Here is a 26,177-nt window from a genome sequence, read left to right as displayed (position 1 = left end):
AACGATCAGCTCGCCTTAGCAAGCGAAAGACCGAGTCGCCTTACTTGGCCGGAAAGACTAGCGTCGATGACCTGAGATCCCACATTGATGACGAAGCCGCCAATCAGGCTCGGATCGATGGTGAGGTCAATCTCAACGGACCCGCTGCCGACCATGGACTCAACCTTGGCGGTCAGTGATGCCTTTTGAGTGTCAGTCAGTGCCTGAGCCGAGCGGACATGCGCCAGCGAGATCTTGCGGGATTCGCGGTAGAGCTCGAGATACCGACCCAGGACGGCATCAAAAGCGGTGAGGCGATAACGATCGGCCAGAACCTTGAGCAGATTCAACAAGGACGGCTGAATCTGCTGGCTCAGAAGTTGCTCCAGGGCTTTCTTCTTCGCCATCGGCTCAAGCACTGGTGAGGTCATGGCATCACGCAGTGACTCGCTGCTGTCCCAGAGAGCAATGAGCTCCTTGCACTGGGCTGCCACGTCCTCTGACTCATTGCGAGCGTTGGTCACCTGCAGCAACGCTTCGGCGTAAGGGGTGGCCAGGGTGTTGAGAAGGGGCATCAGGCGTCCTCCAGATTGTTGATGGAGGCGTCGATCAGACGGGCTTGAGCTGAAGCATCAAGACGTCCTGGCAGATCAGCCATCACCTTGTCGATGGCGGCCAGGGCAGCTTCGCGCCGTAGCTGCTCGGTGAGGCGTGCACCTTCGGCGTTCAGATCGGCAAGAGCATCCTGCTTCAGGGCAGCCATTGCCTCGATGGTGCGCTGCTCACCATCCACACGGATGGCCTGTGCCCTGGCTTTGCCATCGGCACGGATCTTCTCAGCTTTTTCTTTGGCAGAACCGAGATCGGCCTGCGCCTTACTCAGCTCTGTGGTGGCAGTTTTGAGTCGGGTTTCCGCATCGTTCAATTCCTTGAGAATTGACTCCCGGCGACGCTCAAGGATGCCGCCCAGCAATCCCTTGAGGAAATAAACCAGCAACCCAATGACAATGACCAGATTGATCAGGTTCGTGTCAAGGAGATTGAGGTTGATTGCGAAACCACCCTCTGCTGCAAACAAGGTGACAAGAGACATCATGAAACGGCCAGCAGACGTTGAATGATCTTTGCGCTGAACTCATCGACTTTGCTCATGAGCTGCGACTGAGCCTGCTCTCGCTGTGTCTCAATCTCACGGCGGGCTTTTTCCCTTGTGCGATTGGCATCGGCTTCGGTTGTCGCGATGGCTTCGCGATACAGATTGTCGACCTCCTGCTCAGCTTCGAGAATCGCGGCCTGAGCAGCCTGGCGAGCACCCCGGAGTTGTTCAGTGAGTTCAGCCTCTAAACGCTGGACCTGCTCAAGCTTCTGCTTGGCATCAGCAAGGCTTGTGGAGATGTAACCCTCACGATCTTCCACGACCTTGCCGACCGGACGGAAGAAGAGTGAATTGAGCAGGAAGGTCAGGAGAACCACCTGAACAGCCATTAAAGGCAAGGTGGCATCGAGGTCAAAAAGACCTCCCTCCGGCACCGCTGCTTCAGCAAGCAGAAGCCAGGTCATGAAAAAGGAGCGCTGAGGAAAAGCTGATGAAGAGAAGAGTGATCACACCGGGGAGCTGCCTTCATACGAGGGAGCTCCCTGAAGATGGATCAACCGGCGAAGGGGTTGGCGAACAGAAGCACCAGAGCCACAACCAGGCCGTAGATCGTCAGCGATTCCATGAATGCCAGCGAAAGCAGCAGGGTGCCGCGGATCTTGCCTTCAGCTTCAGGCTGGCGGGCGATACCTTCAACAGCACCTTGGGAAGCGCTGCCCTGACCGATACCAGGGCCGATAGCCGCCAGGCCAACAGCCAGGCCAGCAGCAACGACGGAAGCTGCGGAAGTGATGGAATCCATGTTGAGAGCGTTGGGGGGGGGTGCGCCGTAGCGCTGAGCAAATGAAGTGGGGATTGGTTCCCCCTGCGCAGGGACACTCTCTGTTGCAAGAGAGCGGGCCCGAGTCATGAGCGTCGGACCTACGCGCAGAAGTGTTTAGCAGATCGCCTTAACGGCGAGCATTTGTCACCTAGTGGTGTTCATGCAAACCTTCACCGATGTAGAAGGCAGCCAGTGTTGCAAAGATCAAGGCCTGGATCGCACTGGTGAAAAGTCCAAGCAACATCACAGGCAGAGGAACGATCAAAGGAACCAGATAAACAAGAACTCCAACCGCAAGTTCATCTGCCAGGATGTTTCCGAAAAGACGGAATGACAGTGAAAGAGGTTTTGTAAATTCTTCAATGATCTTGAAGGGAAGCATGATCGGAGTTGGCTCTACATAGAGCTCAAAAAACCTCAGACCTTTTTTGCTTAGACCGGCATAGAAATAAGCGAGGGAAACGAGCAGAGCCATCGCCACTGTGGTGTTGATGTCTGCCGTAGGGGCACCCAGCTCGCCTTCAGGAAGTTCAAATACTTTCCAGGGGATCAGAGCACCACCCCAGTTGCTCACAAAAATGAACAGGAACAGGGTTCCGATGAAAGGCAGCCACTCTCGATAATATTTTTCTCCGATCTGATCACGAGCGAGATCACGCAGATAATCCCAGAGAAATTCGAGCAGGTTCTGCACGCCTCTGGGGTCGCGATCCAGCTTGCGAGTACCAACAAGGACGACAGCAAGAAGTGCGCCGATCAGGATCCAGGAACTCAGAAAAACCTGGCCGTGCAGATTGAGGTTGCCGATCTGCCAATACAGATGGTTTCCAACCTCCAGTTCGGCGAAAGGCAGTGTGAAAGGCAGCAAAGCCATTGAATGCAGAAGGGGATGCGCGAGCTCAGCCGTCAATGACGGTCTGAAGAATCAAGGCGGGTTTATAGAGAAGGAAGCCGATGAAAGCAGGAAGGATCTCGAGCTGGGGGAACTTGGCCGCTGCAACAACGAGCAGCACAGGGACAACCAGCTGAAAACGACCCACTTGACGGGAACCTCCGCCGAGCCGAGCCACGCTGCGGGCGAGGAGGCGCAGGTAGAGAACACCAGCGCAGGAACCCACCAACAGGCTGCGGGCAACCATGGCGTCAAAACCAACCAGTGCGACGAGAACCGCAACCAGTGAAACCGCCAGAGTGGCCAGCATCAGGCGTTGTTGAAGTCTGGCGTAGTCGGCCATTCCAGAATCAATCGCAACTGATGCCGCGGATGATTCGGTGGGGTCGTTAGCCAGCAAACATTGCCTGAGGAAGCGCGCGGAATCTATCACGCGTTTTCTCAGGCTCAGGTTCTGCAAGCTTGCAGAAGCAGCAGCCGGCGCGACAGGAGACCTCTTGCAACCGAGACGGTCTCAGGCCCGAGGTTGAGGTCACCCAAAGGGGTTTCTGGATGGTGCTCAACAGCTTGCAGCAGTGCCAGCTCGGATTCTGAAAGAGCGATCGGCTCCAGATCCGGGCCCAGAAGGCTGGAGGAAGGCCATCCCCATAGACACGACTGTCGTCGACCAATCGCCTGGAGCAAGGCTGAATCGTCTTCCCAGCGGTTGGGATGGACAGGTCGTTTCGCCACAAAAAACTCGAAGTGACTGATCTCGGGATCGAGGTCTTCAACGAGCAGCCATTGTTCAAGCTCAGGAAGCATTGCTGCACGCTCCAGCAGTTCACCTGAAAGCATGCGGTTCAGATCCCATACGGAGGGATTCGAAAAGCCGGCGAACTGCAGTCCGGCGGCATTAATCAAGCTGAACAAGCGACCGAGGTCGTAGCTGGTCTCCTGCGGATGGAGATACATATCAGCGAAATTCGAGTCGGCAGCGGTATCGATCAGCCAGCGTTGCTCATGGTTCTGACGCAGACGATTGCCCTCAGGCAGAACCTGAAAAAGTTGACGGCCAAGCCGCAGACCTTCAGCACCGCTGCCAGCACCCAATCGCAACAGCGCGCTCTGAGTTCGATGAATCTCCCAACGTCCCCCATCGGCGTAGAGGAACAAATGGATCAAACCCGTGTCCGACAACAGCGAACCCAGGGCCTTCAGACCCGCAAGTGGCTCACGCAGGTGATGCAGAACGCCCACAGAATTGATGTAGTCGAAGGGTCCCTCGCCCTCCAGATCGAGAAGACTGCGCTGCTCCTGGCGTAACCCATCCACCTGATCCGCTGCACCGGATCGCTTCAATCGCTCACGGGCCACCTCAAGGGCTCCTGCACTGATATCCACCGCCAGAACCTGGGATCCGGGATTGAGATGACAGAGGTAATCGGTGCTGACACCTGTTCCACAACCCGCATCAAGAATGCGCAGAGAAGCTGCTTCGTCGGCGTGCGATGGCAAGGCGCCGTGCACGGCTGCCAGAACGCTTTCATGGCACCAGCGCCAGTTGTAGCCAGGAGGCGGTCCGTCCTGAAGAGGATCCCCCGGATATGGGAACCGGTCATAGAAGTCACTCACCACAGGGGTGGCGGCATCCGAGGGCTTGGGGTTCATCGGCGCGTCGGTTTCCGGTCTCATTATTCGGTCTGAAGCATTTCAGGGGGGCATTGGAAACAGGCCTCAAGGACCCACCCCTGCAAACATTTGTTCATGCCTGTTCGGGAGCCCTCAGAACGAGCCGTAACGTGGCCGAATCCGGCTTGCTCCCGTTCATGACCGTGACCGCCAGCAGCGGCAGCCCAAGGGTCTCCCCCCAGCTGTTCGACACCCTGCCGCTTTCCAGCGTTCGTCAGGCGGAACAACAGGACCGTTTCCCAGACGGGGGCGAACTCGACACGCTGATCACGTTCTTCCGAAGCGGCAATGACCGCCTGGAAGCGTCAAAGATCATCGCCAGCAATGCGGAAGCGATCGTTGCCCGCGCGGCGAACAGGATTTTCGTCGGAGGAACTCCCCTTTCGTTCCTCGAGGCGCCACTCAGCACAGGCGAGGTGTCCCAAGCCCAGGCTGTCGATGCCGCCCCGCTTGCGGCTGACCAGGCCGCTTTCGAACAATCCGTGCGCACCTTCACGGGCGACAGCAGCATCACCAAGCGTGGCAACTTCTTCACGCGGCTGTTCGATGTCGCCGGCGGTGATGCCGATGTACGAGTCGTCCTGCCCACCGGCTTCACCGCCATCAGCGTGGCCAAGTACGGCCCAGCATTCATGCGCAAATCGGTGCGCGACCTGGGCTGGTTTCTTCGCTACGTGGGCTACGCACTGGTGGCCGGTGACCCCAGCATCCTTGCGGTGAACACGCGCGGACTGCGCGACATCCTCCTCAAGAACTGTTCTCTGACCGCCACCAACGTGGCCCTTCAGGAGATGCGTGGAGCCTGTGCGGAGCTGCTTCGGGAGCGACCGGAAGCCCGCCGTCTGACCATCGACTGCTTCAACGTGCTCCTGCAGGAGCTCGCCGTTGCAACGCCCTCCACCAAACAGAAGCTCGGCAGCCGCGTCAGCCAGGGGCTTCAGCTTCCAGCGATCTATGCCCTGGCATCAGAAACAGCACAGCGTTTCGAAATGCGCCCTGGCCTGTCCGGAGCAGAGAAAGCTGAAGTCATCCGAGCCGCTTATCGACAGGTCTTTGAGCGCGACATCGCCAAGGGCTATTCCCAGAACCCCTGCCGTTCGGAAGCAAGCCAGCTGGTGCAGGGCAAGATTTCCATGCGCGAATTCATCCGCGCCCTTGGACGAAGCAAGGAGTACCGGAATCAGTTCTACGGACCCTTCGTGAACAGTCGGGTTGTGGAACTGGCTTACCGTCATTTTCTCGGACGTGGCGTCAGTTCTCTCGAGGAATTCCGCAAAGCATTTTCGATCGTCAGCGAGCAGGGCCTGAATGGTCTGGTTGATGTGATCGTCAACGGCAGTGAATATGCGCAGACCTTCGGTGAGGAAACCGTTCCTTACCTGCGCGATCTGGGTGAAGAGGCACAAGAGAGTGCAGGCTGGGGGTCAAACCGTCGTTTGTTCCGCTTCAGTGCGCCGTTCGAGGGAGCACCTCAATACGTGACTCTCTATGCGTCCTACCGGCAACCTCTCGCTGATCAGCACGCTTACGGCGGCGGCAATGATCCGGTCGGCAATCAGTACGGAGCGATCTTCCCTTCGGACACCGCTTCTGTGACGACGCGTCCCGCACCGTTCAGCTATGACACCCGCCGCCTGCTGGTGAGCAATGGCATGGCGCAACCCGGACAAATGGACAGTCCTCAGTTCCGGGGCAGTCGTCCGCGCAAGGTGGGACCGCGAGTGATTCGACTCCAACAGATCGCCACCGGCGGTGCGGCGGTTCCACGCCGCGGCGGTCAGCCCAGCGTTCGCAACACCGAATCCTCCACCCAGGCGGTGATCAAAGCCGTTTACATCCAGGTGCTGGGCAACAGCGGCTACGAAGGAGAACTGCTCAAATCCCAGGAAGCACGTCTCGAAAACGGAGACATCAGTCTGCGGGACTTCATTCGCAGCGTGGCACGCTCGGATGCCTTCCGCCGTCGCTACTGGGAAGGCCTCTACATCGCCAAGTCCATCGAAGTGATGCACCGACGTCTGCTTGGCAGGCCCACCTTTGGTCGCTGGGAAATCGACGCTCTCTTCGACACGGCAGCTCGCCATGGTTTTTACGGTTTGGTCGATGCACTGATCGACAGCAAGGACTACAGCGACTGCTTCGGTGAAGACACCGTGCCCTATGAACGCTTCATCACTCCAAAGGACCTGACCACTCGACGAGCTCCTGGATTACGCAGATCCCTTGATCCCTCAATCGGAGCCAGAGTCAACGTGTCGATGGCTCCACGGCCAGAAGCAATCCGCCGCGAAGCATTGCGAACGACCGGTGACATCACCAAGAGAAATCTTGTTGACCAGAGTCGCAGCAGGATCTCCGGTGGAAAGTGGACAACCGACATCAAGGGCTTTACTCCCCCGGAACAGCTGGCCGCTTTCATGCTTCAGCGCTCATCGCGTTCCGCAGCAACACTCAACCAGTGGTCCAGAACATCCCAGTCCAACCGTGGACAAACTGGACTTCAGGCGGCACTTCCTCTCGGCGATGCCGGTGGTTACAAGCGACGCGAGGGGCTTCCCACCCAGGCCTCTTTGGCACGCGTCTCCAACGAATCCGAACTGCGGGAGATCCTTGATGCGACCTACCGACAACTGCTCAACCGCGTCCCCCTCGAGACAGAACGCCTCACCACGGCGGAGTCACTGCTGAGAAATGGACAAATTGACCTTGATGGCTTCGTCGAATCAGTTGCACTCAGCGAGCCTTTCCAGGATCGACTCTCACGGATGGCACCACTTCGTGCTGCCACTGCAGCGAGCATCGCTCTTCTCGGCAGAGCCTCAACTCCTTCGGAGACCAGCCGTTTCCTGCAGGTCAGAGCAGCCTCCGGTCAACCCACGGCTGTGCGCAATCTGCTGGAACTCCGCGCCGAGATCGGCTCCGAACCTTCGGATGTACCAGGGCTGAGCACGCTGAGCTCACGCAGTGGTGTTCCCCAGTCAACCATCACTCGAACAGCAAGCCTGTACGGCGGCAACGCTGGTTTGACCCCCCGACCTGATGAAGCTCTCTGAACACGCCGTTCAGGAAGAGAGTTTCGCCGCAAAATAACATTAATCAACGTTTGAGACGGAGTTATCAAGACCTCCGACTTTTTGCTGACTGTTTATAAAAAAGAACTTCAGAAAAACAGCGAGAAGTTCAAACAGAGCGGCCCACACTGGCAATGAAGATCTGTTACCGGGACACAGACTCTTCAGGACGCTGCCTGAGAATTAAGGAGGTTCATACGCACCTAGCCCTGCGAGGAGCGCGAATTCCACAACGGAAGATCAACAGATACAACATCTGATGGCCTTCCGACTCGGATCTCCGTGATCCGAGGCACTGCGGCCCTTAAGCTGCTTCACGATCTCAATCGAGATCACCACACCACTCACCGGATATCGGCCTCCTACGGGCGGCTGCTTGCTTCGAGGTAGAACTGCATGAGCATCGTCTCCAACTCGATCATCAACGCGGACGCCGAAGCCCGCTATCTGAGTCCAGGAGAACTGGACCAGATCAAGGCGTTCGTCAGCGGAGGCCAACGTCGCCTGCGAGTCGCTCAGGTTCTCAGCGAGAGCCGTGAGCGCATCGTTAAGACTGCAGGCGGACAGCTCTTTCAGAAGCGTCCTGATGTCATCTCTCCCGGCGGCAATGCCTACGGAGAAGCCATGACCGCAACCTGCCTGCGGGACATGGATTACTACCTCCGCCTCGTGACCTACGGCGTCGTCGCTGGTGACGTGACCCCGATCGAGGAGATCGGCGTAATCGGAGCCCGTGAGCTCTACCGATCCCTCGGCACCCCCCTCGAGGCCATGGCAGAAGCCGTTCGTGAGATGAAAACCGTGGCAATGGGCATCCTTAGTGGTGCTGATGCCGAGGAAGCCGGCTTCTACTTCGACTACGTGGTGGGCTCTCTCGCCTGATCACCGGAACCAACGCCCCTTCACGTCACTCCTGAGTCCATGCAAGACGCGATCACCAACGTCATCAACAAGTCCGACGTCCAAGGTCTCTACCTGGATACGGCATCCATGAGCAACCTCGAGAGCTACTTCGCCAGTGGTGAACTGCGCGTGAAGGCTGCCGCAACCATCAGTGCGAATGCTTCCGCCATCATCCGCGACGCCGTGGCCAAGGCGCTGCTGTACTCGGACATCACCCGTCCTGGCGGCAACATGTACACCACCCGTCGCTACGCAGCCTGCATCCGTGACCTGGACTACTACCTGCGGTATTCCACCTACGCCATGCTCGCCGGCGACACCTCCATTCTCGACGAACGTGTTCTGAACGGTCTCAAAGAGACCTACAACTCCCTGGGAGTACCTATTGGAGCAACGGTCCAGGCGATTCAGGCGATGAAGGAAGTCACCGCCTCCCTGGTCGGACCAGATGCAGGCAAGGAAATGGGTGTGTACTTCGACTACATCTGTTCCGGTCTCGGCAACTGAGCCCCATGCGGTTGTTCAAAGTCACCGCTTGCATCCCCAGCCCTGAGAAGGTTCGGACGCAGCGCGAATTGCAGAACACCTTCTTCACCAAGTGGGTTCCCTACGACAGCTGGTTCGCTGAACAACAGCGGATCCAGAAACAGGGTGGACGCATTATCAAGGTGGAGCTCTGCACCGGCGGTCAACAGGTCAACGTTGGTAACTGATTCGATTTCAAATGTGTGTTGAAACCCGGCCTCTGGTCGGGTTTTTTGTTGAGCTCCCTTGGCAAACCGTCTCAAGGACGGCTCAATACATGCAACACCTCCGATCGTTTTGAGCAGCCCCACCGTGATCTCCAGAAGGAGTCGATCCTCACGTCAGGGCACCCTGCGGGAACGACAGAAGGCTGCCGCTGAATCCAAGCCTCTATGGGAGCGTTATCTGCCGCTCGAATGGTCACTCTGGCCTGCGGAAGCACGTCTGCTGCTCACACTCACAGCGATCTGGAGCCTGGCAGGCCTGCTGGTGCTCGCTTCTGCCAGCTGGTGGGTCGCTGCGCGTGAACAAGGTGAGGGGGCTTATTACGTCAAAAGACAATTGGTGTGGATGGCAGCCAGCTGGAGCCTGATGTCATTCACAGCATCGATCAATCTGCGGCGCTGGCTGAAACTGGCCGGGCCCGCACTCTGGATTGGCTGCCTCTTGATCGCAGCGACCCTGGTGATGGGAACCACCGTGAATGGAGCCAGCCGCTGGCTGGTGATCGGACCGATTCAGATTCAGCCTTCCGAACTCGTGAAACCGTTTGTGGTGCTGCAAGCGGCAAACCTCTTCGCGCATTGGAAACGGAACGGGCTGGATCAAAAGCTTCTGTGGCTGAGCAGTTTCGGGATTCTGGTGCTGCTGATTCTCAAGCAGCCCAACCTGAGCACCGCTGCTTTAACCGGCCTGCTGATCTGGCTGATGGCCTTTTCAGCAGGACTACCCCTCTTTCAGCTGTTCGGGACAGCGATCGGAGGAGCGCTTCTTGGCACCGCAAGCATCCTGATCAACGAATACCAGCGTCTGCGCGTGATTTCCTTTCTGAATCCCTGGAAGGATCCGCAGGGTGATGGATATCAACTGATCCAAAGCCTGCTGGCGATCGGCTCGGGCGGGGTTTTCGGCCAGGGATTCGGTCTCTCCACCCAGAAACTGCAATATTTGCCGATTCAGAGCACCGACTTCATCTTCGCGGTCTACGCCGAAGAATTTGGACTGGTGGGGTCCTTGCTGCTGCTTCTGTTCCTGATGTTGATCGGCTATCTGGGACTACGAGTTGCTCTCCGATGCCGAAGCAATCAGGCCAGGCTTGTTGCCATTGGTTGCGCAGCACTGCTCGTGGGCCAATCGGTGATGAACGTGGCCGTGGCATCCGGAGCAATGCCAACAACCGGACTGCCGCTGCCGCTGGTGAGCTACGGAGGCAACTCACTGCTCTCGAGTCTGATGATCGTGGGACTTCTGATCCGCTGCTCTCTCGAATCCACAGGATTGATCGGTGGGCGCGGTCAAGCTCAACGACTGGCGCCTGATCGACGCCGTCCACGTCCTGATCGATAGGCTGAACTTCGAGTTTTTCTGAACCGGCTTCACCATCGCCCTCCTCGACCTGGCACTGTCCGATCTGGCCCGAAGTGGTGAAGACCTGCTGAACCATGCACTTCAGCAGCCTGGCCCGCTCAGCCTTGGGGCCGTACTGGTCGTGGGAGCCCTCACCAGTCTGGGACCGTGCTCACTGTCGCTGCTACCGGTGACGCTGGCCTACCTCGCCGGATTTGAAAGCGAACAACCTGCTTGGCAACGCAGCCTTGCCTTCTGCGGAGGCATCGTTGGAGCTCTGGTGATGCTGGGCAGCCTGAGCGGATTGCTGGGGGGCATTTACGGCCAGGTACCGGGACTGATTCCCACCCTGGTGGCTTTGCTAGCCGTGGTGATGGGGCTCAACCTGCTTGGAGTTGTACGACTCCCCCTGCCGGCAGGCCCGGATCCCAATGCATGGAGTCGCAAGGTGCCTGCACCGCTGGCGCCGATTGCGGCTGGTCTGGCGTTTGGCCTTGCAGCTTCACCCTGCACCACACCTGTTTTGGCAGTTCTGCTGGGCTGGATCGCCAGCAGTGGCAATGCAATCACAGGGCTGATTTATCTCAGCAGCTTCGGAATCGGCCAGGTGCTGCCGTTGCTGCTTGCCGGAAGCATGGCGGCATCCCTTCCCAAACTGATGGCGATGCGCTCGATCAGCCGCTGGATCCCCAGCATCAGCGGTGTCGTTCTGCTCACGATCGGCACGCTCACCCTGCTGACGAGGCTGGTCTGAGCATGCGTGCGTTCAAACGACTGCTGGCACTGCTCTCCAGCTTGCGCCTGGCCATTCTGCTGCTGCTGCTGATTGCACTGGCCAGTGCCGTCGGCACAATCATCCCTCAGCAGGAAGCGCCTGAGCTCTACCTGGAACGCTTCAATGCAGACCCATGGCTGGGATTGATCAACGGAAACCTGATGCTGCAGATGCAGCTCAATCACGTTTACTCAAGCATCTGGTTTCTCTCGCTGTTGGCACTGCTCGGGCTGGCACTCACCTTGTGCAGCTGGAGACGTCAGTGGCCGACGCTGAAGGCTGCTCTGCGCTGGACCGATTATTCCCGCCCACGCCAGCTGAGCAAACTGGCCTTGGCAGAGACCGTCGCCTGCAATGACAGCAGCGCCGCACTGAATGACCTGGCCTCGGAGCTCAGAGGGCAGGGCTGGAACGTCAAACAACAGAGCGGTCGACTCGCCGCCCGACGGGGCGTTGTCGGCAGGGTTGGGCCTCTGCTGGTTCACACAGGTCTGGTGATGCTTCTGATCGGAGCTGCCTGGGGTGCCCTGGCAGGCCAGCGGCTGGAGCGATTCCTCGCTCCTGGACGCTCACTTGATCTGCTCAGTCCAGCCGGCGAGAACAGGCTCAGCCTCACCTTGCAGGATTTCACGATTGAAAGGGATCCAGCCGGTCGACCGGAACAGTTCAGTTCCACCCTGCTGCTCAGCCCCCAGGGCAACTCTGAAGAGCAACGCAGGATCAGCGTCAACCATCCCTTGCGCTATCAGGGCATCACTGTGTATCAGGCGGACTGGTCGCTGGCGACGATCACCGTGCAGATTGGCCGCAGCCCCCTGCTGCAACTGCCACTGAGCACCTTCCCCGAGCTCGGGGATCAGATCTGGGGACTGGTGCTTCCCACCCGTCCAGACGGAAGTGAACCGGTGTTCCTCAGCACCGGAAGTGAACAGGGCCCTGTGCAGGTGTTTGATTCAGACGGAGGTCTGATCACCAATCTCAGGCCTGGAGGAGAGGGTGCTGAGGTTCAGGGACTGCCGCTGAGAGTGGTCGAGATCATGCCGGCCAGCGGATTGTTGCTCAAACGTGACCCCGGGGTGCCACTGGTTTATGCAGGCTTCGCGATCACCCTGTTGGGGGGTGGATTGAGCATGGTGGCCACGCGTCAGATCTGGGCTGTTGCTGAAATCCAGCAGGCCAAACTGCACATTGGCGGTCTTTGCAACCGAAACCTTGCGGGCTTTGCCTCGGAACTCCCCCAGCTGATCAACAGGGTTGACGCTCTCCATGGCTGACGCGCACAACGGTGTGCACGTTTCCTCGGGGATAGAAATCAGCCTCCAACTGCATCCAGACCGGATCACAGGCCTCGACCAGATCATCAAGGATGCGGTTGGCAACCTCTTCATGGGAGATCGTGCGATTCCTGAAACTGTTCACGTAGAGCTTGATGGCCTTCAGCTCAACAACCCGAGGCCCCGGTTGATAGAGAAGTCGCAGCACAGCGAAATCGGGATAACCGGAGAAGGGACAGAGGCAGGTGAATTCCGGGAGCTCTATCGAGACCTCATAGGTGCGGCCCTGGCGAGGGTTGTCAAAACAGATCAACTCGGCATCGGCAATGGCCCTCTCCCCGTAGAGGGGAGTGCGGGTGACCTCTGCGGAAGATGCACTCATGGTCGAAAAGCGACACAACGGTTTGTGAAGACCTTAAAACCCGACACGACTGCCGCGAGCTCAGGACAAGACTTGAGAGACAACGGCTTCAGCCCTTGATTCACCTCAAACTGTTCACCATGAACAACATTTTTGCGGTAGTAATGCATTGAAGGACAAACCGTTGGGCTCGGGCCTGCTTTCACAGGCCTCTTCAGCCGGAAGTAGCCACCCGCGTGGCGAAGCAACGCTCCTTCCCACGAAGCGGTCCCGATCAACGATCGGAGCACTCACCATCCTCTTCGAGGCCACACCAATGACCACCACACAACGCACCTATCGCGGCATCCCCTACGACCCGGCGCAGCATGAGCGCCTGAGCCCGGTCAAGGTAGACCACACCTATCGCGGCCAGCACTATGACGCTCCTCTGAGCCACTCCGTGGCGACTGAATCAACTGTGGAACTCCACTACCGCGGCAGCGTTTATCAGCACCGCCGAGAACAGGCCAGAAAGCCGGTCAACTCCTGATTCGGTATCAACGCGTACATCCGCGAAAAGATCGGCGGGTCGTAATGGGGTTGACGTGTGAAGCCTTTTCATGGATCTCCGCTTGCTCGCTGAAGGCCCTTCCTTCCGGTTGGTCCCGGCCAGCGTTCATGGAATTCTCTGGCTTCAGACGCATTTCGAATCCGAGCACTGGGAGCTCCTCGCCGAAGGTCACGTGATCGTGAGTCGGTCAGACGCGGAAACACTGATGTTTGACGCCTCCGAAGCCGGCCTGAACGTGAATCCTCTTCCTTCCCTCTCCCCGACACAACACGCCTGAGCTCTTAGCTTTCCCAAAGCCGGATACCAGCAATGAAAAAAGTCGAAGCGATCATCCGCCCTTTCAAGCTTGAAGACGTCAAGCTGGCCTTGGTGAACGCGGGAATCGTCGGGATGACCGTGAGCGAGGTACGCGGTTTCGGGCGACAGAAAGGTCAGGTTGAGCGTTATCGCGGCTCGGAATTCACCGTGGAATTCCTGCAGAAACTCAAAATCGAAGTGGTCATCGACGATGGTCGTGTTGACACCGTGGTCAATGCCATTGCAGAAGCCGCGAAGACCGGAGAAATCGGTGACGGCAAGATCTTCATCTCACCGGTTGACACCGTGGTTCGGATCCGTACAGGCGATCGCGACGGATCAGCTCTTTGAAAACCGTTTTCCTCTCTTCACTCGCTCAAGGTTGCTGAGACGACTTTCTCGACCAGAGTTTTGGGGACCTCTTGGTTGAAACGAGAGGTCAACCAAAGCAGATATTCATGGTTACCGGCTGGACCGGTGAGTGGAGAAGCCACCAGCCCTGTTGGCTTCCAGTCCAGCGGCTGAGCCGCTTGGATCACGGCATTAATGGCATCAATATGGGCAGCTGGGTCACGCACCACACCACCCTTTCCAACTCTCTGCCGTCCAACCTCGAACTGCGGTTTCACCAACACGATGGCCTCGCACTCATTGGCTTCAGTGGCTTCGACGCTCATCAGACCACGCAGGGATGGAAGCACCAGTGAGAGGGAAATGAAAGACACATCCGCCACGGCCAGTGTCGGGCGCTGATCGTCTTTCCCATACAACTGCTCGGCTGTCAGACGCCTCAGGTTGGTGCGTTCTCGCAACACCACCCGCTCATCGGTGCGCAGGCTCCAGGCGGTCTGGCCGTAGCCGACATCAATGCCATAGACGCAGCTGGCGCCGTGCTGAAGCAGGCAATCGGTGAAACCACCGGTGGAGATTCCACCGTCGAGGCAGACACGTCCGTTCACCTCAACGGGAAAGGCATTCAAAGCACCCAGAAGCTTTTCTCCACCCCTGGAAACAAATCGCGGCGGTTGCTCAACCTGAATCAGTGCCTCTTCCGCCACTTCCTGTCCAGGCTTCTCAAGACGCTGTCCATGGACATCACGCACCTTGCCGGCACGAATCAATCGCTGGGCCTGCTGGCGTGATGAGGCCAGGCCCAAAGTGAGCAGATGAAGATCCAGCCGGCGTTTACGAGCCATTTCTTCATAAAAGCAGAGGCGAAATCCGAACAAACCTGCGTGGTTCTCCCCGGAACCCAGACAACTCCTTGAGGATCGATCCGAGCCGCAACACGGTCATGTCCGCCAAGCAGCAGCCACGTCACCGACCAACACCTCGAAACGTGGTCGAACTCCTGCATCCCGGCACCTTCGTCACCATCGAGAACCACCCCAGCGATCTGCCCCCCTTCCAGGTGATCGAATGTCGAGGTGGACTCTGCACGGTTCGACAACAGGCGTGGGGACAACACGTGCAATGGGAAGTGGAACATCGTCGTCTGCGTTCTGCCTGAACGACTAGAGGCGAACCTGCGTCACCGTATGGTCGAGGATTGACCATTTGTCTGCGATCCCTTGATCGAGCGCTACACCCTGCCCGAGATGGGCGCGATCTGGACCGACCAGGCCAAGTATCAGAGCTGGCTTGATGTTGAAGTGGCGGCCTGCGAGGCCAACTGCAGCCTGGGACGCGTTCCCGATGAGGCGATGGAGGACATCCGCAGCAAGGCGGCTTTTGAGCCAGCGCGGATCCTTGAGATCGAAGCCGAAGTGCGTCACGACGTGATCGCTTTTCTCACCAACGTCAACGAGCACGTCGGAGACGCAGGTCGCTATATCCACGTGGGAATGACCAGCAGTGATGTGCTGGACACAGGTCTGGCCCTGCAGCTCAAGGCCTCTGTCATTCTGCTGAGGAAAGAGCTGCGCGCTCTCGACGACGCCATTACCAAACTGGCGGCAGAGCACAAGTCCACCGTGATGATCGGTCGCTCCCATGCCATTCATGGTGAACCGATCACGTTTGGATTCAAGTTGGCAGGCTGGCTGGCGGAGACCCGCCGCAACGCCGAGCGACTCGAACGGCTGGAGCGCGATGTGGCCGTGGGCCAGGTGAGCGGGGCCATGGGCACCTACGCCAACACCGATCCGGAGGTGGAACGTCTCACCTGCGACCGACTTGGCCTGACTGCCGACACCGCAAGCACCCAGGTGATCTCTCGCGATCGGCATGCTGATTATGTCCAGACCCTGGCACTGGTCGGGGCCTCACTGGACCGCTTCTCCACTGAAATCCGCAACCTGCAGCGGACGGACGTTCTCGAGGTGGAAGAGAGCTTTGCCAAGGGGCAGAAAGGCAGCTCGGCCATGCCCCACAAACGCAACCCGATCCGCAGTGAACGCATCAGCGGTCTGGCCAGAGTGCTGCGTAGCTACGTCGTGGCTGCCCTGGAGAATGTGGCTCTCTGGCACGAGCGAGATATCAGCCACAGCTCAACCGAGCGGATGATGCTCCCGGACTGCTCGGTGACGCTGCATTTCATGCTGCGAGAGATGACAGCCGTGGTGGCAGGTCTGGGGGTGTACCCGGGAAACATGCTGCGCAACATGAACGTGTATGGGGGCGTGGTGTTCAGCCAGCGCGTGCTGCTCGGGCTGGTGGATGCAGGCATGAGCAGGGAAGACGCCTATCGAGTGGTGCAGCGCAATGCTCACAGCGCCTGGAACAACGACGGAGGGGATTTCCGCAGCAATCTTGCAGCGGACCCCGAAGTCACCGCAAAGCTCGGCCCGCAGCAACTGGACGATTGCTTCAGCACCGATCTGCACCAGGCGAACCTGGGGGTGATCTGGGACCGTCTGGGACTTTGAAATCTGGTCTCAACCATGTTCTGGACCCCCTATGCAGACTGGATTTACGTGGTTGTGAGCGTCAGCGGCATGCTGCTGATCATTGCCCTCGTGCTCAGGCCCGGAGCGGGTCCACGCCCCTAACGCATTCACTTGCCCTGCGATGTCAGACGCGACCAGGATCGAACACGACAGCATGGGGGCTGTGGAAGTCCCTGCAGAGGCACTCTGGGGTGCGCAAACACAGCGTTCTCTGAGGAACTTCGACATCGCTGACGACCTCCTGCCGGCGGAGCTTATTCATGCTCTCGCCCGCATCAAACAGGCAGCGGCAAGCGTGAATGCTCGCCTTGGCGTCATCAGTGAGAGCGAATGTTCAGCCATCGCGACGGCTGCCTCAGCGGTTGCAGCTGGTCAGCACGATGATCAATTTCCCCTGCGCGTCTGGCAAACCGGCAGCGGCACCCAGACCAACATGAACGTCAATGAGGTGATCAGCAACCTGGCAGCTCAGGCGGCGGGTGAACCGCTCGGCAGCCACAGGCCCGTCCACCCCAATGACCATGTCAATTGTTCCCAGTCCACCAATGACGCCTTCCCAGCGGCGATTCATGTGGCAGCCGTGGAAGGTGTCGAACGTCGACTGCTTCCTGAACTGGATCGATTGATCGCTGGTTTTGCCGCCAAAACCGAGCTCTGGCAGGACCTTGTCAAGATCGGCCGCACCCATCTGCAAGATGCGGTTCCGCTCACCCTTGGACAGGAGGCCTCAGCGTGGCGCGACCAGATCGCGGCCGCCCGCACTCGCATTGCATCCAGTCTTTCGGAGGTTTATCCACTGCCACTCGGCGGCACTGCGGTGGGAACCGGTCTGAATGCCCCCGACGGTTTCGCCGAACAGGCTGCGCAGGAGCTGGCGCAGCTCACAGGACTCGCTTTCAGCTCAGCCGCCAACAAATTCGCTGTGATGGCAAGCCATGACGGGCTGGTCCATGCGATGGCACAGCTTCGCCTGCTTGCCGGAAGCCTGCTGAAGATTGCCAATGACATCCGCCTGCTGGCCTGTGGCCCACGAGCAGGACTCGCAGAGCTGCACCTGCCGGAGAACGAACCAGGAAGCTCAATCATGCCGGGCAAAGTGAACCCAACCCAGTGCGAAGCGATGGCCATGGTCTGCACTCAGGTGATCGGCCTGGATGCTGCAGTGGCGATGGCCGGCGCCGGCGGCCACCTACAGATGAATGTCTACAAACCGCTGATCGGCTTCAATCTGCTCCGCTCGATCACCCTGCTCACGGATGCCTGCCGCTGCTTCCGGGTGGCCATGGTCGAGGGAATCGAACCGAACAGGGCCAGGATTCAGCGTGATGTTGAGCAGTCGCTGATGCTGGTGACACCTCTGGCTCCGATGATCGGGTACGACAAGGCCAGTGCCATTGCGAAATACGCCCATGAGCAGGGCCTGAGCCTGCGCAATGCTGCGCTGGACCTTGGTTATGTCAGCGCTGAGGACTTCGACCGCATCGTCGATCCCGCTGACATGGCACGTCAGCAGGGCTGAAGAGAGCGCCATCAGGCGGCCCGTTCCGTAGCGGGATTGAGACCCTCTGACTCCGCTGCAGCGGCCTTCTGCAGATCATCCGCTTCGGCAACTGGAAAACGGTTGATCGCCTTGAGGGCCTGACGAGCATGGCTGCGCAGCTGCTCACTGATCGCTTCGCAGTAGGGAACCTGTGCCAGCAGATCCACAGTGCGGCGCATGATCCGCACCACATCACCTTCATCCAGAGAGGTGTTGGCAATCAGGTCATTCCAGGCCGTGCCGCTGGCCCATGCCTCCACCAGTCCCATCAGCTCGGGCTCCCACCAGGCGGGCACAACAACCTGATGGCGTTCCTGCGCCCGCAGCAACTCACGACGCAGACCGGAGAGGTCGTGCAGCGCCTCCTCGGCACGGGGTGGAGCCGGGAAGCCGCTCCAGAGGTCCGGACGGTTCACCTCAGTGCTGATCGCTTCAAAAACGGCGGCCAGTTCTGAAGGCGGAAGATCATCAAGGTGACCACTCATCAGGGCCAGACCCAGCCAGAGTTCGTTGTCGCCACGGAGAGCCGCCACCGTGCGACCGATCTCCGTGGGTTCGAGCTCATCAAGGGCTGCGAAGTGCTGAAGGATCTCCATCAGAGCCAGAAAGGTCTCCCAGTGGCGGTTGGCGCGGTGGTGAAGCAGTTGCTGCCGCTCAGCGATCTCCAGCTCCAAGTCCTCCATGCGCCGGCGGTGCTTCTTGAGCTGCTTGCGATCTCCCCAGCGATGGGCGGGGTGGGCTTCCAGATCAGCCTCGAGCCTCTGCACCGTCTGCGCCTGGGAGAGCACTTCTCCTGCCAGGTCGTACTGAGGGGTCGTCATGTCATGGCGCTGAGCCATATGCCCCACCGCCAGAGCCAAGCCGCCGCTGCTCTGATCCCCATGGCGGAGCTCACCGGAACGAGCGAGTTCAGGCGTTCGAACTCCATCCACCTGCAGGCAGCTCAGCTCCGCATGCAGGCTCACCACCGCCTGACAGGGCAACATCAGCCAGACGTTGTCGATGGTGAGGCAAAGCAGCAGCGGAAACTGTCCCGGGCCCTCGCACTTCTCCACGATTACCGCCGGTGTGACGCCACCACGCAGTTGCGGGGCCTTGAGGCTGACCAGCGTTCCGACGCTCGCAAACTGCAGCGCCAGGGTGAGCTCATGCGCCAGGGTTTCCTCGGCCTGTTGCTGAAGAATGCGCATCAGTCGCCGCTCTTCGCGCAGGCGCCCTCGCCGTTTTTCGTAGTCCTCAAAGTCTTCCCACGGCACGTCACCGGCCGACCCCTGTAACTGCCCGAGCTGTAGACACAACTGCTCAAGAATCTCCTCCTCTTCCACCAGGTCAAGGCTGGCCAGATAGCGGCCGAAGCTGCGTTCAACCAGCTCGCGCGCCTTGGCCAGATCATGGCGCTGCAGCAGGTTGAGAACCATCCCATAGCTGGGAGTGAACTGGCTCACCAGCGGATCTGGAGGACTCGTTGCCAGCTGACCCGCTTCGCGAACTCCTTCGAAACGGCTCTGCACCGTGACCACATACCCCTGCGAGTCGAGTCCACGCCGTCCTGCTCGACCCGCCATCTGCAGAAACTCACTGGCCATCAATGGACGATGGCCACGCTCTGTGCGTTTGGACAGTGACGCAATCACTGTGGTGCGCGCGGGCATGTTGATGCCCGCCGCCAGTGTTTCTGTGGCAAACACCACCTTCACCAGACCCTGCTGGAACAACTCCTCAATCAGCTCCTTCCAGGCAGGGAGGACTCCTGCATGATGCGCAGCAATGCCACGCAGCAGGGCATCAGCGTGAATGCCATCGCGTACAGCTTCAGGGTTAGCGGATGAATAGGCCTTGAGACGCTCACGGATTCGGACCTGCTCCGCTTCGGTCACCAGGCACTGCACTACAAGGTCGCGAACGGCCTTATCGCAGCCACGTCGACTGAAGATGAAGTAGATGGCAGGCAACATGTCGCGCTCGGCCATCTGGGCCACCACAAAGCTGATCGGTGGCGGTTCGGGCTGAGGAGGCCTGGGTGAGCGGCCCTTGCGCTTGTGCCCCTTGGGCGCTCGCCAGACCTTGCAGTTGGGATGAAGACCAGTGCCCTGCTCATTGAGCAACGGGTGCAGCCCCTTGGCACTGCAGAAACCGAAATGCAATGGCACAGGCCGAAAGTCACTCAGCACAAGCGTGGTGGGACCGTGCACCTTTTCGATCCAATCAGTGAGCTGCCCGGCATTGGCAACCGTGGCCGAAAGCGCCACGAGCTGGACTGGCGGCGGTGAGTGAATGATTGATTCCTCCCAAACGGTGCCGCGCTGAGAGTCATTCATGTAGTGGCACTCATCCAGCACCACGGCCTCCACGTCGGCAAGGGGATCGTCGTGCTCATCCGCCTCGGCATAGAGCATGTTCCGGAAGATCTCCGTGGTCATCACCACAATTGAGGCATCCCTGTTCACGCTGAGATCACCGGTCATCAGACCCACGTTCTCCGCACCGAATTGCTCTCGGAAATCGCGCAGCTTCTGATTGGAAAGAGCTTTCAGCGGTGTGGTGTAAAAAACTTTCTGACCATGGGCCAGGGCGCGATGAATGGCGTACTCACCGATCAGGGTTTTTCCAGATCCTGTGGGCGCACTGACCACCACAGAATGGCCCTGGTTCAGAGCGTCGATCGCCTCCAGCTGAAAGTCATCCAGCGGAAAAGGAAACAACTGCGACGGATCCGGCGCCCCCACCTGTACGGGCTCTGAAGCCTGGGTGTCTTGATCCGCCATCAATCAATCCTAGGGACGCCGCCAAATGGGCAGTGCATCCCCAATGCGATCGGCGTGGACCGAGACTGCACGCATGAGCACTCCTCCGGCCCGTCGCCGTCAGCTGCGCACCTGGTCGCCTGCCAGGAAGCAGGAGCTTGTGCAGGCCGTCAGCGCTGATTCGGCCTATGGCCCAGAGCTGCTTGATCTGGCGAGCAACGATTATCAGAGCCTCTGCCGGCATCCTTCCCTGATCGCCGCGGCCGAGGCGCAATTGCGATGCAGCGGAGTGGGAGCTGGCGGCTCAAGGCTGGTGAGCGGCAGCCGCCCTGTACATGACCAATTGGAGTCAGAGCTTGCGCAATGGCTCGGACGCGAGAAAGTCTTGCTGTTTCCAAGCGGGTTTCAAGCCAATCTTGCGGCTGTCAAAGCCCTGGCGAACCGGCATACCACCGTTGTGGCGGACCGGCTGATTCATCACTCACTGCTGGTGGGCGTGCAGGCCAGCGGTGCCCGACTCCGGCGTTTTGTCCACAACGATCTTGAATCGCTGGAGCGTCTGCTGCTGCACTGTCGCAGCGAGCATCCAGACGCGCGCCTGCTGGTGATCACGGAAAGCCTGTTCAGCATGGAAGGCACAAGTCCACGGGTGCATGAGCTGGCAACAATCTGCGAGCGCCATGGAGCAAGCCTGCTCCTGGATGAGGCCCATGCCCTCGGTGTACTTGGCGAAGAAGGCCGTGGCCTGGGCTTTGGAGAACGAAGAGTGACGATGCTCAGCGGCACCTTCGGCAAGGCTTTCGGCAGCGGCGGAGCCTTCCTGGCCTGCAATGGCGAGCTTGGAGAGCAATTGCTGCAGGAGAGCGGAGCCTTCCGATACACAACTGCATTGGCACCACCGCTTGCTGCAGCAGCACTTGCTGCTCTGGAGCTGATGCGGAACAACCCCGACTGGGGCCAGACACTGGTGCAGCGCAGCAACACCTGGCGTGACCGCCTGGTCGAAGCAGGCTGGGCGCGACCGACAGGTAGCGGGCCGATCTTGCCACTACTCGTTGGAGAGGATCAGCAATGCCTGAATTTGCAACGCCATCTCGAACTCTCGGGACTTTTCACCGCTGCAATCCGCCCACCCACCGTGCCGGAAGGCAGTGCCCGACTACGTCTGGTTCTGCATCGCCTCCTTCCCGATGAGACATTGGAATCACTGCTGAGGGCCCTCTCAGATGACCGCGTTTTCTGATGAAACAGGTCATCGCCATGCATGGCTGGAGCGGCGACAGCGCAGCCTGGGCTCCATGGGAGCGTCATTTCAGCCATCGCGGCTGGCTCTGGCAAAGCGGCGAGCGCGGTTACGGCAACAAGCGATCCTGCAATCCAAGCTGGGCAGAGCCAGCCAGCGGCGAAACAAACCCATGCATGGCCAGGCGGCGCAGGGTCGTCATCGCCCATTCCCTTGGCCCCCATCTGCTTGACCCCTCGGTTTTCGAACAGGCCACGGATGTGGTCCTGCTCGCCAGCTTCGGGCGATTCATTCCGCAAGGGCGGGAGGGGAGGGCGTTGCGCGCTGGCCTTCGGGGCATGCAGAACGCGATCGGCAGTCCCGATGAGGCCACGATGCTGAAAACCTTCCTGAAACGCGCGGCGCAACCCGCTGATCTGGGCGGTCTGCCACCGGGACCAGAACAGCACGGACTCTCCCAGCGTGGGCGGGAATGTCTGAGAGAAGATCTTGAGCTCCTCATCAAAACCTCGGGCCTGCCAACGGGCCTGCCAGAAACCGCCCGCGTGCTGGTGGTGGATGGGATGGATGATGCGATCGTTGCGCCGGCAGCAAGCCGTGATCACCTTTTGGCCCTCACGAGCCACCTTCAGGATGCGCCCGAGCAATGGCAATTACAGGGTGTCGGTCACGCACTGATGGTCCCGGATCTGCTTGTGCGCGTCCAGGAGTGGCTTGATCACCACAGTCGAGCAAGCTGATGGACTCCATCACCAACTGGGGAGACAAAGTTCTCAGCCGTTTCGATCAATCGGCCCAGAACTACAACGCATCAGCCACGCTGCAGCACTCGGTGGCCGCTCAGCTGGCAAACCATTGCAGGCAACAGCACATCCCCAGCGGACTGTGGGTCGACCTCGGAAGCGGCACCGGTCATCTGGCCGAGGCACTGGAAGCCAGGCATCCCGGGCAGCGCGTGCTGCGTGTGGACGGCAGCAAGGCCATGCTTCAACAACACCCTCTCTGCGCCAGAACGCAGCAATGGGATCTGAGAGACCCATTACCACGATGGCCGGAGGCTCCCAGTCTTCTGGCATCAAGCTTCTGTCTGCACTGGCTGCCGGCACCAGGACAGGTCATCCGGAATTGGCTGAATCAGCTGGCTCCTGGGGGATGGTTGGCGGTGGCATTACCCGTTGAGGGTTGCTTCCCTCAGTGGCATCGCGCTGCGGAAACCACGGGCATCCCCTGTACGGCCATTGCCTTCCCAGAGATCAAGGCCTTGTTCCAGTGGGTCAGGGCTGATCGGATCAGGCTGCAGGAAGACATATATTGCGACGCCGTTGCGGAGAGCCTGCCCAGGCTGCTGAGACCGCTGCGCAAGGTTGGAGCGGACTGCAGCACTCAGCCATCACTGTCGGTTCGAGACTGGCGCACACTCCAGCAGGCCTGGCCCGAACATGATGTTGAGGGACAGCTCAGACTCACCTGGGTGATCAAATTGCTGCTGATCCAACGATGAGAACGAGTTCAGCTGCACTGCGCCTCGTGGTCTGCGGCACAGACACAGACGTGGGCAAAACTGTTGTCAGTGCTCTGCTCGTCCAGGGGCTTAATGCCGTGTATTGGAAGCCGGTGCAGAGCGGTCTGGAGGACGGCGGTGATCGTGAGCGAGTGGTTGAGCTGATCGACCTTCCCTCCGATCGCTGGATCGCAGAGACCTATGCCTTCCAGGCAGCTGTTTCACCACACTGGGCAGCGGAACTGGAAAACACCCGCCTTGATCCAACGCAGCTCACGCTTCCAGCGACCGGAACCAGGCCACTCGTGGTGGAGACAGCCGGCGGACTTCACGTTCCACTTACCCGCTCCTGGCAGCAGATCGATCAGCTGCAGCAGTGGATGCTGCCGGTTGTGCTGGTGGCCCGCAGCGGGCTGGGCACCCTGAATCACACCCTGCTCAGTCTTGAAGCGCTTCGCAGCCGCAAAATCCCTGTGGTCGGCTTGATCCTGAATGGACCTGCCCATGCCGACAATCCGAGAACCCTCAGCGAAATCGGCGATGTTCCTTTGCTGGCGGAACTTCCCCCCCTGCATCCTCTCAATGCGGAAACCCTTCGCAATGCATGGCAAAACCAGGGTCTCGGCCCTAAGTTCGAGGCGTTTGCGAACCATCCGGACAACCGATGACAAGCCGTCAGACCTGGGCCACCGTGGCCGTTGTTCTCCTCTGCGGCGGCATCCTCGTGCTGTTCACCGACATTGAGGTGCAGCTTGTGCGCTGGTTCAATTGCGGGCCGATCGCAACCCTCGGAGAAAAAGACAGCAACGTCTGCCGTTGAAAACACCAGACAGTGATCTCAGCCCATCGGTCGTGATCGCAGTGGGCATCTGCCCATCAACAGCGCCACATGACGCACGGCCATGGTCAGAGTCCATCCCTGACGAAGCTGTTCATGGATCTGTTCGATCTGGGAGGGCGACCATCCACGCATTTCAAGCCGCGCCTTGATCGAGGGCCATCCACCTTCAAAAAAGATGCTGCGACAACCATCACTGCCAGGACCACAGCGGGGGCGCTGTGAGGCCGGCTCCACAAATCGATTGGAAGTCGACCGCAACCGGCTTTGATCGGTCTGATTCATGGCCATGGCTGGCCTCGCAATCCTGTGCCCATGATGACAACAGGCCTTCAAGCGTGCCCAGTGTCACGAAACCATCACCCCAACCTCTGGCCACCCTTCACATCGATCACAACCACCCCGGCTCTCGAGCAGGTGGTACGAGGCGAAGGGGCCCTGCTCTATCGAGCTGAAGGAGCACCTCTCATTGATGCGATCAGCAGCTGGTGGGTCACGCTTCACGGCCATGCCAACCCGGTTGTTGCTGCCGCAATCGCCGAGCAGGCCGCCACACTTGAGCAAGTGATCTTCGCGGAATTCACCCATCCGCAGGCAGAACGGCTGGCATCGCGCTTGGCCCAGCGCACTGGCCTGGATCGTGTCTTTTTCTCCGACAACGGTTCCACCGCTGTGGAAGTAGCCCTCAAAACCGCCGTGCAGTGGTGGCACAACCGCGGCGAACCACGCCAGCAACTGATCGCATTTGAAGGGGCCTATCACGGCGACACCTTCGGAGCGATGGCTGTCGGAGCACGCAGTCTGTTCAGCGAACCGTTTGATCCGATGCTGTTTCCGGTGAGGCGAGTCCCCTGGCCCCAGACCCACTGGAATGACCAGGCGGTGGAAGACAGTGAACAGCAGGCTCTCGATGACCTGGCGCAAGCACTGCAAACGCCCACCGCAGCGGTGATCCTCGAACCGCTCATCCAGGGTGCTGGCGGCATGCGCATGGTTCGCCCCCAGTTCCTGCAGGCCGTGGAACAACTGGTCAGACACGCCGGCAGCCTGCTGATCGCCGATGAGGTCCTCGCCGGTTTTGGTCGTTGCGGCCGCCTGCTGGCCTGCCAGCGCGCAGGGATTCAGCCGGATCTTGTGGCACTGTCCAAAGGACTCACCTCCGGATTCCTGCCGATGGGAATCACGATGGCCAGCGAGGCGATCTTTCAGGAGTTCCTCGGCAGCGATCCAACCAAAACGCTGTGGCATGGTCACAGCTTCACGGCCAACCCACTGGGCTGCGCAGCGGCCAATGCCAGCTTGGATTTGCTCGAAGCGGACCCGGCCTGTCATGAGCAGTTCGAACAACGCCATCAGACCAGAATGGAACGGCTGGCCTGCCATCCCAGGGTGCAACGCGTCAGGCTCTGCGGCACCATTGCCGCGTTTGACCTGGTGACTGGCGGTGAGCAGGGTTATCTCAATCCTGCGGGCAAGCTGCTCCGGGGTCTGGTGAGAGAGCAGGGTGTTTTGATCCGTCCGCTCGGGGATGTCGTCTATCTGCTGCCGCCGCTCTGCATCAGCGACGCCCAGCTGGATCAGTGCTACGACGCTCTGCACTGCGGACTGGATAGTCTCCCCTGCACGTAAGTGCCGGT

Annotated in this window: 31 protein-coding genes; 20 read left to right on the top strand and 11 right to left on the bottom strand. The window is 59.4% G+C overall.

The genetic code is table 11. From position 1 onward, the window contains the following. Positions 1-5 precede the first annotated feature (5 nt). The 7 genes from atpH to SIB58_RS00940 all read right to left on the bottom strand — a co-directional run bounded on the left by atpH (position 6) and on the right by SIB58_RS00940 (position 4,440). A complete protein-coding gene (gene atpH / locus SIB58_RS00970) occupies positions 6-554 on the bottom strand; it encodes an ATP synthase F1 subunit delta (RefSeq protein ID WP_066910970.1) in 549 nt (182 codons plus the stop codon). Beyond that, positions 554-1,075: a F0F1 ATP synthase subunit B gene (locus SIB58_RS00965; protein ID WP_066910973.1), complete on the bottom strand. Its 522-nt coding sequence runs from the start codon at positions 1,073-1,075 to the stop codon at positions 554-556. Before SIB58_RS00965 ends, atpH begins: the two co-directional genes overlap by 1 nt. Continuing rightward, positions 1,072-1,539 carry a F0F1 ATP synthase subunit B' gene (locus tag SIB58_RS00960; RefSeq protein ID WP_066910976.1) on the bottom strand — a complete coding sequence of 156 codons (468 nt, stop codon included), beginning with the start codon at positions 1,537-1,539 and terminating at the stop codon, positions 1,072-1,074. The genes SIB58_RS00965 and SIB58_RS00960 overlap by 4 nt, the downstream gene beginning before the upstream one ends. 89 nt (positions 1,540-1,628) lie before the next feature. After that, a complete protein-coding gene (gene atpE / locus SIB58_RS00955; protein WP_007098848.1) occupies positions 1,629-1,877 on the bottom strand; it encodes an ATP synthase F0 subunit C in 249 nt (82 codons plus the stop codon). 169 nt (positions 1,878-2,046) lie between these two features. Next, a complete protein-coding gene (atpB, locus tag SIB58_RS00950) occupies positions 2,047-2,772 on the bottom strand; it encodes a F0F1 ATP synthase subunit A (protein WP_066911088.1) in 726 nt (241 codons plus the stop codon). Between the two features lie 25 nt (positions 2,773-2,797). Continuing rightward, the gene (locus SIB58_RS00945) at positions 2,798-3,133 is read right to left on the bottom strand and encodes a hypothetical protein (protein ID WP_066911091.1); all 336 of its coding nucleotides are present in this window, start codon (positions 3,131-3,133) and stop codon (positions 2,798-2,800) included. Positions 3,134-3,237: 104 nt separating this feature from the next. After that, the gene (locus SIB58_RS00940) at positions 3,238-4,440 is read right to left on the bottom strand and encodes a class I SAM-dependent methyltransferase (RefSeq protein WP_066911094.1); all 1,203 of its coding nucleotides are present in this window, start codon (positions 4,438-4,440) and stop codon (positions 3,238-3,240) included. 158 nt (positions 4,441-4,598) lie between these two features. Between SIB58_RS00940 and SIB58_RS00935 the strand changes: the two genes are divergently transcribed. The 7 genes from SIB58_RS00935 to SIB58_RS00905 all read left to right on the top strand — a co-directional run bounded on the left by SIB58_RS00935 (position 4,599) and on the right by SIB58_RS00905 (position 12,575). Then, positions 4,599-7,514, top strand: a complete 2,916-nt coding sequence (locus SIB58_RS00935; protein WP_067326942.1) for a phycobilisome rod-core linker polypeptide — start codon at positions 4,599-4,601, stop codon at positions 7,512-7,514. Positions 7,515-7,928: 414 nt separating this feature from the next. Next, on the top strand, positions 7,929-8,414 hold the full coding sequence (locus SIB58_RS00930; protein ID WP_066910979.1) for an allophycocyanin: 486 nt from the start codon (positions 7,929-7,931) through the stop codon (positions 8,412-8,414). Between the two features lie 39 nt (positions 8,415-8,453). Beyond that, positions 8,454-8,942 (top strand): allophycocyanin subunit beta, encoded by a 489-nt coding sequence (gene apcB / locus SIB58_RS00925; protein ID WP_066910982.1) that lies wholly within the window; start codon positions 8,454-8,456, stop codon positions 8,940-8,942. Positions 8,943-8,947: 5 nt separating this feature from the next. Continuing rightward, entirely contained in the window at positions 8,948-9,148 is a 201-nt protein-coding gene (locus SIB58_RS00920) for a phycobilisome linker polypeptide (RefSeq protein ID WP_006851140.1), read from the top strand. Positions 9,149-9,275: 127 nt separating this feature from the next. After that, a complete protein-coding gene (locus SIB58_RS00915) occupies positions 9,276-10,526 on the top strand; it encodes an FtsW/RodA/SpoVE family cell cycle protein (protein WP_369813452.1) in 1,251 nt (416 codons plus the stop codon). A gap of 85 nt (positions 10,527-10,611) precedes the next feature. Next, positions 10,612-11,280 (top strand): cytochrome c biogenesis CcdA family protein, encoded by a 669-nt coding sequence (locus tag SIB58_RS00910; RefSeq protein ID WP_066910985.1) that lies wholly within the window; start codon positions 10,612-10,614, stop codon positions 11,278-11,280. Positions 11,281-11,282: 2 nt separating this feature from the next. Then, the gene (locus SIB58_RS00905; protein WP_066910988.1) at positions 11,283-12,575 is read left to right on the top strand and encodes a cytochrome c biogenesis protein ResB; all 1,293 of its coding nucleotides are present in this window, start codon (positions 11,283-11,285) and stop codon (positions 12,573-12,575) included. Here SIB58_RS00905 and queF read toward each other — a convergent pair. Beyond that, positions 12,547-12,957 carry a preQ(1) synthase gene (gene queF / locus SIB58_RS00900; protein WP_066910991.1) on the bottom strand — a complete coding sequence of 137 codons (411 nt, stop codon included), beginning with the start codon at positions 12,955-12,957 and terminating at the stop codon, positions 12,547-12,549. The two genes, SIB58_RS00905 and queF, sit on opposite strands and share 29 nt — an antisense overlap. A 163-nt stretch (positions 12,958-13,120) precedes the next feature. Here queF and SIB58_RS00895 point away from each other — a divergent pair, with 163 nt between their 5' ends. The 3 genes from SIB58_RS00895 (at position 13,121) to SIB58_RS00885 (ending at position 14,137) form a co-directional block, all read left to right on the top strand. Next, positions 13,121-13,468, top strand: coding sequence for a DUF4278 domain-containing protein (locus SIB58_RS00895; protein WP_369813450.1), 348 nt, complete (start codon positions 13,121-13,123; stop codon positions 13,466-13,468). 70 nt (positions 13,469-13,538) lie between these two features. Beyond that, the gene (locus SIB58_RS00890; protein WP_066910994.1) at positions 13,539-13,766 is read left to right on the top strand and encodes a hypothetical protein; all 228 of its coding nucleotides are present in this window, start codon (positions 13,539-13,541) and stop codon (positions 13,764-13,766) included. Positions 13,767-13,798: 32 nt separating this feature from the next. Next, positions 13,799-14,137, top strand: a complete 339-nt coding sequence (locus SIB58_RS00885) for a P-II family nitrogen regulator (RefSeq protein ID WP_066910997.1) — start codon at positions 13,799-13,801, stop codon at positions 14,135-14,137. Positions 14,138-14,154: 17 nt separating this feature from the next. Here SIB58_RS00885 and SIB58_RS00880 read toward each other — a convergent pair whose 3' ends face one another. Then, positions 14,155-14,982, bottom strand: coding sequence for a TlyA family RNA methyltransferase (locus tag SIB58_RS00880; protein ID WP_066911104.1), 828 nt, complete (start codon positions 14,980-14,982; stop codon positions 14,155-14,157). 98 nt (positions 14,983-15,080) lie between these two features. On the opposite strand from SIB58_RS00880, the gene SIB58_RS00875 reads away from it, so the two are divergent. From SIB58_RS00875 to fumC, 4 genes are all read left to right on the top strand, one after another. Next, a complete protein-coding gene (locus tag SIB58_RS00875) occupies positions 15,081-15,296 on the top strand; it encodes a hypothetical protein (RefSeq protein ID WP_066911000.1) in 216 nt (71 codons plus the stop codon). Positions 15,297-15,357: 61 nt separating this feature from the next. Beyond that, positions 15,358-16,653 carry an adenylosuccinate lyase gene (gene purB / locus SIB58_RS00870; protein WP_066911002.1) on the top strand — a complete coding sequence of 432 codons (1,296 nt, stop codon included), beginning with the start codon at positions 15,358-15,360 and terminating at the stop codon, positions 16,651-16,653. Between the two features lie 15 nt (positions 16,654-16,668). Then, positions 16,669-16,776: an adenylosuccinate lyase gene (locus tag SIB58_RS00865; RefSeq protein ID WP_066911005.1), complete on the top strand. Its 108-nt coding sequence runs from the start codon at positions 16,669-16,671 to the stop codon at positions 16,774-16,776. A gap of 19 nt (positions 16,777-16,795) precedes the next feature. After that, positions 16,796-18,193, top strand: coding sequence for a class II fumarate hydratase (gene fumC / locus SIB58_RS00860; RefSeq protein ID WP_067326918.1), 1,398 nt, complete (start codon positions 16,796-16,798; stop codon positions 18,191-18,193). 11 nt (positions 18,194-18,204) lie between these two features. Here the strand turns inward: fumC and SIB58_RS00855 are convergent, their stop codons facing one another. Beyond that, positions 18,205-20,979: a DEAD/DEAH box helicase gene (locus SIB58_RS00855; protein WP_067326921.1), complete on the bottom strand. Its 2,775-nt coding sequence runs from the start codon at positions 20,977-20,979 to the stop codon at positions 18,205-18,207. 73 nt (positions 20,980-21,052) lie between these two features. Here SIB58_RS00855 and SIB58_RS00850 point away from each other — a divergent pair, with 73 nt between their 5' ends. The 5 genes from SIB58_RS00850 to SIB58_RS00830 are packed head-to-tail and all read left to right on the top strand — an operon-like array spanning position 21,053 to position 24,522. Continuing rightward, positions 21,053-22,201 (top strand): aminotransferase class I/II-fold pyridoxal phosphate-dependent enzyme, encoded by a 1,149-nt coding sequence (locus SIB58_RS00850; RefSeq protein WP_066911107.1) that lies wholly within the window; start codon positions 21,053-21,055, stop codon positions 22,199-22,201. Next, on the top strand, positions 22,201-22,941 hold the full coding sequence (locus SIB58_RS00845; protein WP_066911014.1) for an alpha/beta hydrolase: 741 nt from the start codon (positions 22,201-22,203) through the stop codon (positions 22,939-22,941). Before SIB58_RS00850 ends, SIB58_RS00845 begins: the two co-directional genes overlap by 1 nt. Continuing rightward, complete coding sequence (locus tag SIB58_RS00840) at positions 22,941-23,702, top strand: methyltransferase (protein WP_066911017.1); 762 nt, start codon at positions 22,941-22,943, stop codon at positions 23,700-23,702. Before SIB58_RS00845 ends, SIB58_RS00840 begins: the two co-directional genes overlap by 1 nt. Beyond that, entirely contained in the window at positions 23,699-24,370 is a 672-nt protein-coding gene (gene bioD / locus SIB58_RS00835; RefSeq protein WP_066911020.1) for a dethiobiotin synthase, read from the top strand. The genes SIB58_RS00840 and bioD overlap by 4 nt, the downstream gene beginning before the upstream one ends. Then, the gene (locus SIB58_RS00830) at positions 24,367-24,522 is read left to right on the top strand and encodes a hypothetical protein (RefSeq protein ID WP_170953744.1); all 156 of its coding nucleotides are present in this window, start codon (positions 24,367-24,369) and stop codon (positions 24,520-24,522) included. The genes bioD and SIB58_RS00830 overlap by 4 nt, the downstream gene beginning before the upstream one ends. A gap of 18 nt (positions 24,523-24,540) precedes the next feature. Here SIB58_RS00830 and SIB58_RS00825 read toward each other — a convergent pair whose 3' ends face one another. Beyond that, the gene (locus tag SIB58_RS00825) at positions 24,541-24,825 is read right to left on the bottom strand and encodes a hypothetical protein (RefSeq protein WP_414494692.1); all 285 of its coding nucleotides are present in this window, start codon (positions 24,823-24,825) and stop codon (positions 24,541-24,543) included. Positions 24,826-24,885: 60 nt separating this feature from the next. Here SIB58_RS00825 and bioA point away from each other — a divergent pair, with 60 nt between their 5' ends. Next, positions 24,886-26,169 carry an adenosylmethionine--8-amino-7-oxononanoate transaminase gene (gene bioA, locus SIB58_RS00820; RefSeq protein ID WP_231857168.1) on the top strand — a complete coding sequence of 428 codons (1,284 nt, stop codon included), beginning with the start codon at positions 24,886-24,888 and terminating at the stop codon, positions 26,167-26,169. Positions 26,170-26,177: the final 8 nt, after the last annotated feature.

The sequence above is a fragment of the Synechococcus sp. MIT S9504 genome, from assembly GCF_047497135.1.
In the GTDB taxonomy this organism is placed as follows: Bacteria; Cyanobacteriota; Cyanobacteriia; order PCC-6307; family Cyanobiaceae; genus Synechococcus_C.
Note: the sequence above shows the minus strand (reverse complement) of the source record. Positions and strands in the feature narration are given on the sequence as shown.